7 protein-coding genes, 1 tRNA gene and 1 pseudogene are annotated in these 7,810 nt (G+C 67.7%); 4 read left to right on the top strand and 5 right to left on the bottom strand.

Annotated elements, in window-relative coordinates; translation table 11 throughout:
• Positions 1-459: pseudogene (locus B1964_RS30360) on the top strand (hypothetical protein); the annotation flags it as partial.
• A 58-nt stretch (positions 460-517) separates the two neighbouring features.
• Entirely contained in the window at positions 518-880 is a 363-nt protein-coding gene (locus tag B1964_RS07645; protein WP_139765664.1) for a hypothetical protein, read from the top strand.
• 80 nt (positions 881-960) lie between these two features.
• Here B1964_RS07645 and B1964_RS07640 read toward each other — a convergent pair.
• The 3 genes from B1964_RS07640 to B1964_RS07630 form a co-directional block, all read right to left on the bottom strand.
• Positions 961-1,033: transfer RNA gene (locus tag B1964_RS07640), tRNA-Lys, on the bottom strand.
• An 86-nt stretch (positions 1,034-1,119) separates the two neighbouring features.
• Positions 1,120-2,334: an Ig-like domain-containing protein gene (locus B1964_RS07635; RefSeq protein WP_079929394.1), complete on the bottom strand. Its 1,215-nt coding sequence runs from the start codon at positions 2,332-2,334 to the stop codon at positions 1,120-1,122.
• Positions 2,331-2,552, bottom strand: a complete 222-nt coding sequence (locus B1964_RS07630) for a DUF3618 domain-containing protein (protein WP_079929397.1) — start codon at positions 2,550-2,552, stop codon at positions 2,331-2,333. The genes B1964_RS07635 and B1964_RS07630 overlap by 4 nt, the downstream gene beginning before the upstream one ends.
• Positions 2,553-2,759: 207 nt before the next feature.
• Here B1964_RS07630 and bcp point away from each other — a divergent pair, with 207 nt between their 5' ends.
• Together bcp and B1964_RS07620 are read left to right on the top strand one after the other, a co-directional pair.
• Positions 2,760-3,236 (top strand): thioredoxin-dependent thiol peroxidase, encoded by a 477-nt coding sequence (gene bcp / locus B1964_RS07625; protein WP_079929393.1) that lies wholly within the window; start codon positions 2,760-2,762, stop codon positions 3,234-3,236.
• A 27-nt stretch (positions 3,237-3,263) separates the two neighbouring features.
• On the top strand, positions 3,264-3,887 hold the full coding sequence (locus tag B1964_RS07620; protein WP_006371212.1) for a TetR family transcriptional regulator: 624 nt from the start codon (positions 3,264-3,266) through the stop codon (positions 3,885-3,887).
• Positions 3,888-4,009: 122 nt separating this feature from the next.
• On the opposite strand, the gene B1964_RS07615 is transcribed toward B1964_RS07620, so the two are convergent.
• Together B1964_RS07615 and B1964_RS07610 are read right to left on the bottom strand one after the other, a co-directional pair.
• On the bottom strand, positions 4,010-4,405 hold the full coding sequence (locus B1964_RS07615; RefSeq protein ID WP_006371211.1) for a holo-ACP synthase: 396 nt from the start codon (positions 4,403-4,405) through the stop codon (positions 4,010-4,012).
• Positions 4,405-7,810, bottom strand: a 3,406-nt coding sequence (locus B1964_RS07610; protein ID WP_290440682.1) for a beta-ketoacyl synthase N-terminal-like domain-containing protein, incomplete at its 5' end; no start/stop codon positions are given. The genes B1964_RS07615 and B1964_RS07610, both read right to left, overlap by 1 nt.

The raw sequence follows: 7,810 nt of genomic DNA, 5'->3' as shown, positions 1-7,810 counted from the left end.
CAGTACCTCGCACCGTCCACATTGGAGCTGTACGAGCAGACGATCCGTGTACACATCACGCCCGCCGTCGGTGATGTGCGCGTCGGCGAGCTGACCGTCGGCGGTGCCGAACGCTTCATCGAGTCCAAGGGCGAAACCACGGTGGCACAGCGGTGTCGCATCATTCTCTCGGGGATGATGGCGCTGGCCGCCCAGCATGACGCGATCGAGCGCCACCCCGTCCGTGACACCTCCACAGTCAAGCGTGAGCGCAAGAAGCCGCGAGCCCTGACCGTCGACGAACTGGCGATCCAGCGGCGGCGGATCGGCTCCTACGCGGGTGGCAACGTCGGTCACGGCCCGCCGCGGGCTATAACCGGCTGGAGCTGTTCGAGTTCTGGCTGGGGACTGGTCGCCGGATCCACGAGGCGCCACCCGCGCGGTGGGCTGACGTCGACTGGGGCGAGCCCCCGACGCTGACCCTGCACCGCGAAGTAAGGATGGCGCGAACGATCTGATCCTGACGCTGCCGACGCTCGTGACGGCAGCACTGCGGCGCCAGCGAGCCCGCAACCTACCCGGGGACTTCATCTTTCCGTCTCGAGCCGGGACGGTGCGGTCGGCGGCGAACGTCCGCCGGCAGCTGCGCAAGGCGCGCAAGCATGTCGCGATCATCGACGGCAAACCTGATGGTCCGGCCGAACTGATCGAGTGGGTCACCCCACATTCGCTGCGTCAGACGGTGGGAACGACCGTCGCCGACGAGTACGGCCCGGACGTGGCCGCCGAACAGCTCGGCAACACCCGTGAGGTGCTGGAGCGCCATTACCGTCAGCGTCGTTCTGCAGCTCCCGATGTCACGTCGGCTCTCGACGTCCTGGCTCCGGTGCGCTCGGTGTGAAAACCGTGGGTAAACCGTGGGTGCACCTGAACGAGAAGAAGCCCCCTTCACCGTTCGTGCTGGTGAAGGGGGCTTCTCTGTGCGCCATCAGGGACTCGAACCCCGAACCCGCTGATTAAGAGTCAGCTGCTCTGCCAATTGAGCTAATGGCGCTTGGCGAACCGAGAGGAAACATTACATGACCGGTACCCGATCCATGAAATCGGCTGGGCAGAAGCAGTTTCCGCTCGGTGGTCGCATCACCCGTCAGTGGCGTTGCCCTTCTTCCACACCGACCACGGGACGTTCCAGTCACCGAGGCCATCGTCACCCGGAAGGATCGGTCCCACAGCGTTCTTCACCGTTACGATGTCGCCGCGCAGCGCGGTGTTGAGGAACCACTCGGCGTTGGCGGGACTGACGTTGAGGCAGCCGTTGCTCACGTCATCGACGCCCTGATCGCCGAGCGACCACGGAGCCGAGTGAATGTAGATGCCGCTGAAGGAGATTCGCGTCGCATCGTAGACGGTCTCGCGGTAGCCGCCCGGCGAACTGACCGGCACGCCGTAGGTCGAGGAGTCCATGATGACGCTCGGATCGCGCTCGGCCACGATGTAGATGCCGTTGTTGGTGGGGCTCGAATCCTTGCCCATCGAGGTCGGCATCGTCCGCACGACCTTGCCATTGATGGACACGGTGATCATGTGGGTCTTGTCATCGGCGGAGGCGACGAGCGCACGACCGACGGTGAAGTCGGTGGTGAGGTTGTTGTCGCCGTAGACGCCGCCACCGAGGTCGATGCCCTTGGTGTTGACCTTGACGTTGACCTTGGTACCCGGCGTCCAGAAGTGTTCGGGACGCCAACGCACCATCGAGTCGTTGACCCAGTAGAACGCACCCTCGACCGGAGGGTTGGTGGTGACCTGGATGGCGCGCTGTGCGTTGAGCTTGTTGGTGACCGGCTGATCGAAATTGATCATCACCGGCTGACCAATACCCACGGTCTCGTTCTCGGCGGTCACCGTCGAGGCGGTGGCGGTCGATTCGGCGGAGGCGGTGCTGAAGGTCAGCCTCTTCGCACCCGCGCCGTCGACGCCCTGCGCCGCGGCGGTCAGCGTGTACTGGTCGTCGAAGTCCAATGGGCCCTTGGCGGTCCAGGTGGACCCGTCGGCGGAGACGGTGCCGGGCACCGGCCCGTCCGATCCGGTGACGACGACCGATCGCAGATTGCCGTCATGGGCGGTCACGGTCAGCGGTGCGCCCGGCATCACGCCCACCGCGTTGTCCTTCAGGGGACGGTCGGCCCACCCGGTGACGGAGATACTCGGCTGCCCCAACGAACTCAACGCAGGCGCGTTCCCGGTGGCATCGGGATACGACGACGACGCCGTGCAACCGGGCAAAACGGTCGCGACGGCGCCGACGGTGAGTACGAGGAGCGCGTTTCGGGCATATGAGCCCCGCGCACGGGTCACTGTAGGACCTTGCGGATGACGAGAACGACGACGACAGAGCCCACGCCGGCAAGCGTGTACTTGACTGCGGGCGTGTTCAAGAACGCGAGTGCGGCAGTCTTGGCGTCGCCGGCCAGGCGCTGCGGGTTGGCCCGCTCGGCCAGCGCGTCGAGTGTGTGGGCCAGGTCCTCGCGGGCTTTCGCGATGTCCTGCTCGATACGGTCGGTATCCCCGGCCACGTGGTCCTCCCAGGAATGGTCAAGAAAGATCAGCTCATGTGGCCCGGCGGACCACACTTCTCCCCCGACGCAACACGACCGCGCGAGGAGGAGTTCCCGGCGCGGAGCGGATGCGGTGCGAGCGGCCACACAAGGTTACGCCATGCCCGCCGGCGCCACTGCACATCGTCGGTCGGACATCGGACATCATCGACTAGCCTGAGCGTCATGTCAGACACACAACGCCTTGCCGTCGGAGACCCGGCACCGGCCTTCACCCTCCCCGACGCGCAGGGCAACCCGGTGTCGCTGGCCGACTACGCAGGCCGAAAGGTGATCGTCTACTTCTATCCGGCGGCGTCGACGCCCGGATGCACCAAGCAGGCCTGCGACTTCCGGGACAACCTCGCCGACCTCGGAGAATCCGGCATCGATGTGATCGGAATCTCACCCGACAAGCCGGCCAAACTCGCGAAGTTCGCCGACGCCGAAGGACTGGACTTCCCCCTGCTCAGCGACCCGGACAAGTCGGTGCTGACGCATTGGGGTGCGTTCGGTGAGAAGAAGCTCTACGGCAAGGTCGTCACCGGTGTGATCCGCTCGACCTTCCTGGTCGACGAGCAGGGCACGATCGCACTGGCCCAGTACAACGTCCGCGCGACCGGGCATGTCGCCAAGCTGCGCCGCGACCTCGCGCTCGACTGAGCCCACCCCGACACCGCACCCGGACCGATGACCACCCAGCCTCTCGTCCCCCGCAAACGGCCCACGCAGGAGCGCAGCAAACGCAAGTTCTCCGCGATGCTCGCGGCTGCTCGCGAATTGCTCACCGAGGTCGGGTTCGAGTCGCTGACGTGTGAGGAGATCGCCTCGCGCGCCGAGGTTCCCATCGGGACGCTCTATCAGTACTTCGCCAACAAGTACGTGATCGTGTGCGAACTCGACCGACTCGACACGGTCGCGGTCCGCGAGGAGCTCACCGCGTTCGCCTCCGAGGTGCCCTCGCTCGAATGGCCGGTGCTCCTCGAGAAGTTCCTCGACCACCTCGCCGCGTTGTGGCGCGACGACCCGTCCCGGCGGGCGGTGTGGTTGGCGGTGCAGTCGACCCCGGCCACCCGGGCCACCGCCTCGCAGAACGAACGCGTTCTGGCCGACCAGGTCTCGCGGCTGATCGCCCCGCTGACCCCGTCACAGCGGGCTCGGCGCGAGATGATGTCGCAGGTACTGGTGCACACGGCGTACTCGCTGCTGAGTTTCTCGGTGCAGGACGGCCACGACCATCCCGAGACGGTGACCGAGCTCAAACGCATGCTGGCCGGCTACCTGCTGCTCGAGGAGAGCACCAGTTCGGTCTGATCCACCGGTGCTCTGATCCACCGGTGCACTGATCCACCGGTGCTCGACGAGAAACGACGGCGGTCGGCATCGGCCCGACCGCCGTCGTCTGCTCGTCCCGTGCCTCGCGTGGAACGCCGGGCTCAGCCCGTGCCCTCCAGGATCGCGACCGCGGCGGCCGACGGGCCGTCATGGGTCAGCGAGATGTGCACCTGGGTGTCACGCAGGTGTTCGGCGATCTCCCCGGCCAGCCGGATGGCCGGACGCCCCCAGTTGTCGGTGACCACCTCGATGTCGCTGTGCCGGATCAACGGCAGCAACGGCGACCGGGCGAACCGGCTGACCGACCACGCCTTGACGACGGCCTCCTTGGCAGCCCACCGTGCCGCGAGGTGACGTGCGTCCTCACCGGTACCCGACGCCGCGTCGCGGCGCTCGCCGACGGTGAAGCGGTCGCCGAAGGTCGTTCCCGGCTGGGCCAATTGCTCGGCGAATTCCGGGATCGACACGACGTCGATCCCGACTCCCAACACCGCCATCAGATCGTGGCCGCGCTGCTGGAGGACGACACGTCTTGCGCCGCATCGGCATACGCACCCGACTCGCCCAGACGAATCGCCGGATCGAGGAGCACCTGAGCCTCGGCGTCGTGCTCGTCGCGGATCTCGTCGAAGCGACGGTTGGCCGGACGACGGTAGGCGGCCTCGCCACCGCACATCGCCTCGAGCAACCGCTGGCTGCCCTTGCGCTCACGCTCGGCGGCACGACGGCGATAGTCCTCGCGCTCGGCAGGGTCCAGCGAGGCGATGAACGCCTCCGGATGTACGACCGCGATCAGGCCCGACACGTGGCCGAATCCGAGGCTGGTCAGCAGACCGGCCTTGAGCGGGAAGCGATCCCCGAGTCGCAGTGTCTCCCGCGCCCAGACCAGATGCGGGTAGTCCTTCATCTGCTCGTCGACGCAATCGAGACTGCGGTTCGGTGGGATGACGCCCTCACGCAACACCTGGCACAGTCCGATCAGCTGGAAGGCGGCGGCACCGCCCTTGGCGTGACCGGTCAGCGACTTCTGCGACACCACGAACAGTGGTGCACCGTCACCACGGCCGATCGCCGCGGCCAGCCGCTCGTGCAGCTCGGACTCGTTGGGATCGTTGGCGCGGGTGGAGGTGTCGTGCTTGGAGACGACGGCGACGTCGTCGGCACTGACACCCAGCGCCGCCAGCGCGTTGGCCAGTGGCGAGCTCAGCGCACCCCGTGCGGCACCCAGCGCACCGAGGCCCGGGGCCGGGATCGAGGTGTGAACGCCGTCGCCGAAGCTCTGCGCCCACGCCACCACACCGAGGACCGGCAGGCCCATCTGCGCCGCGACGTCGCCGCGGGCCAGCAGAATCGTTCCGCCACCTTGGGATTCGACGAATCCACCGCGTCGGCGATCGTTGGCCCGCGAGTAGCGGCGCTCGTCGATCCCCCGCGCGGCCATCTTCGCCGATTCCGCGGTCGCCGACATGTCACCGAATCCGACGATGCCCTCGATACCGAGATCGTCAAAGCCGCCGGCCACCGCGAACAGCGCCTTGCCGAGGCGGATCTTGTCGACGCCCTCCTCGACCGAGACCGCAGCGGTCGCACAGGCGGCGACCGGGTGGATCATCGCACCGTAGCTACCGACGTAGGACTGGACGACGTGCGCGGCAACGATGTTCGGCAGCGCCTCCTGCAGGATGTCGTTGGCCTTGGCCTCGCCGAGCAGGGTGTTGATGTAGAGCTCGCGCATCGAGGTCATACCGCCCATGCCGGTGCCCTGGGTATTGGCCACCAGACCCGGATGCACCCACCGCATCAGCTCGCTCGGGGTGAAGCCCGAGGAGAGGAACGCGTCGACGGTGGACACGAGATTCCACAACGCCACCCGGTCGATCGACTCGGCCATGTCGGCCGAGACGCCCCAACGGGTCGGGTCGAACCCGGTCGGGATCTGCCCACCGACGGTGCGGGTCAGGGCGAAACGACGCGGGACGCGGATCTCGGTGCCCGCCAAACGAGTCACCTGCCATTCGCCGGACTCCTCGTCGGCAACGACCCGGGTTCGCTCGGGATCGGCGGAGGCGAACGCGCGCGCCTCGGCCTCCGAGGACACCGTGAAGGTCAGATCCTCGTCGAGGAACACCGATGTCAACAGCGGCGAGGTGCCGTCGACCAAGGCGCCCTCGTCGGCGTAGCGGCGAATGCCGCATCGCTCGACGACCGCGTCGTGGTAGCGCTCGGCGATGTCGGCCTCGGCCACCGGATCACCGGATTCGGTGTCATACCAGCCCGGCTTGGGCGCGGTATCCCAGGTGATCAGTCCGGTGTTCCAGGCGAGTTCGAGAACGCCTGCGGCACTGAGCTTCTCGTCGACCTCCATCTCGAAGCGCGTGCGTGCCGAACCGTACGGGCCGAGCTCGCCGGCACCGACGATGACGACCATGTCCTCCGGACGCGAGTCGATCTTCGGCCACACCGGGCTCACGCCGCTCGCCGCGCGTGCCGGGGCGGGCAGGGCCGCGACGGTCACCGGTGCCTCGTCCTCGGCCGACTCATCGGTCTCGTCCTCGTCGGCGGCCTGTGCGGCCAGTGCCTTGAGGTCGATCGACGGATCGAGTCCACCGGTGAAGTCGGCGGTCACCGCAGCCTCCCGCGCCGCGGCCCGGGTGGCCGGATCGCAGAGGCCCAGCAGATTGTCGGCCATCTCGTCGGTGGTCCAGGTTCGCACGCCCGCGGCTTCCACCGCGGTGACCATTCCGTCGTTGTGGCCCATGAGTCCGGTGCCCTTGACCCACCCGATCAGCGCATGCGCCAGGGTGGTCTTCGAGCCCCACGATTCCTCTGCAGCCCAACGGGTCACGAGGGCGTCGAGCGCTGCCTTGCTCTCGCCGTAGGCGCCGTCGCCGCCGAACATGCCACGGTTGGGCGAGCCGGGCAGCACCACGTGCAGACGAGCGGCGATGTCGTGGTCGGCACCGATCTCGGACAGACCGGCGATCAACCGCTCCACCGACCACAGCAGCACCTTCATCTCCAGCTCGGCGCGACCGCCGGCGTCGGTGAGGTCACCGGCGACGCGGGGCGCGGCGAACGGGAACAGCAACGTCGGCTTGATCGCCGGCTTCACCACGGCGGTGGTCCCGCCGAGGTTCTCGGTCTGTTCGCTACCCAGCCACGACACCAGCTCGTCGACGTCGGTGTAGGAGGCCATGTTCGCCGGGGCGACCCACAGCGCGGCGTCGTACCGGGCATTCTCGCGATAGAGCTTCTTGTAGAAGGCCAGTCGCTGCGAGTCCAGTCGCGAGGTGGTGGCCACCACCGTGGCGCCGCCGGCCAGCAGCCCGGCGACGACCGACGCGGCGATCGACCCCTTGCTGGCACCGGTCACCACAGCGACCTGATCGGCCCACCGGCCCTGTCCGGGCTCTTCGGCGACATGCGCGATGGTCCCGAAAGCGCGCTCGTGCACCAGGTTTCCCGCGGCCAGCGCCTTGCCCTGCCACCAGGTGGCGTGCTGGGCGACGGTGTGCCCGGAACCGGCGAAGCGTGCGGTGAGCGCGTCGAAGTCGGCGTCCAGCTCATCGGCGTCGGTGAGCCAGATCCGCACCAGATCCTCACGCGTGGTCGCCCAGCGGTCGTCGATGAGGACGACCTTGGCCTCGTCGAAGGCCGGTGCGACGGTGCGCGCCCAGTCCGAACCCAGCTCGTCGCTGACCCGCTGCGCCAGAACCGCATTGGGGTCGTCGGCGGTCTCGGGGGTCGAGACCTCCTCGGTGAGACCGAGTTTGGAGAGCATGGTGTAAGCGGCCGACGCCAGCGCACCTGTGCGACCGGTGATCTGCTCGGTGAACTCACCGAGCGCAGCCGCATCGACCGTTGCGCCGCCACCGGACTCGGCTGCCGGCTTTGGCCCCGCG

Source organism: Gordonia sp. i37 (assembly GCF_002043085.1).
GTDB classification, from domain to species: Bacteria; Actinomycetota; Actinomycetes; order Mycobacteriales; family Mycobacteriaceae; genus Gordonia; species Gordonia polyisoprenivorans.
The sequence above is the reverse complement of the archived record's forward strand: the minus strand, read 5'-3'. Positions and strand labels throughout refer to the sequence as shown.

What these genes read in the sequence shown, in the direction of transcription:
- bcp (WP_079929393.1), top strand. Translation starts at nt 2,760, where the DNA reads ATGTCAGACACACAACGCCTTGCCGTCGGAGACCCGGCACCGGCCTTC.
- B1964_RS07620 (WP_006371212.1), top strand. Translation starts at nt 3,264, where the DNA reads ATGACCACCCAGCCTCTCGTCCCCCGCAAACGGCCCACGCAGGAGCGC.
- B1964_RS07615 (WP_006371211.1), bottom strand. Translation starts at nt 4,405, where the DNA reads ATGGCGGTGTTGGGAGTCGGGATCGACGTCGTGTCGATCCCGGAATTC.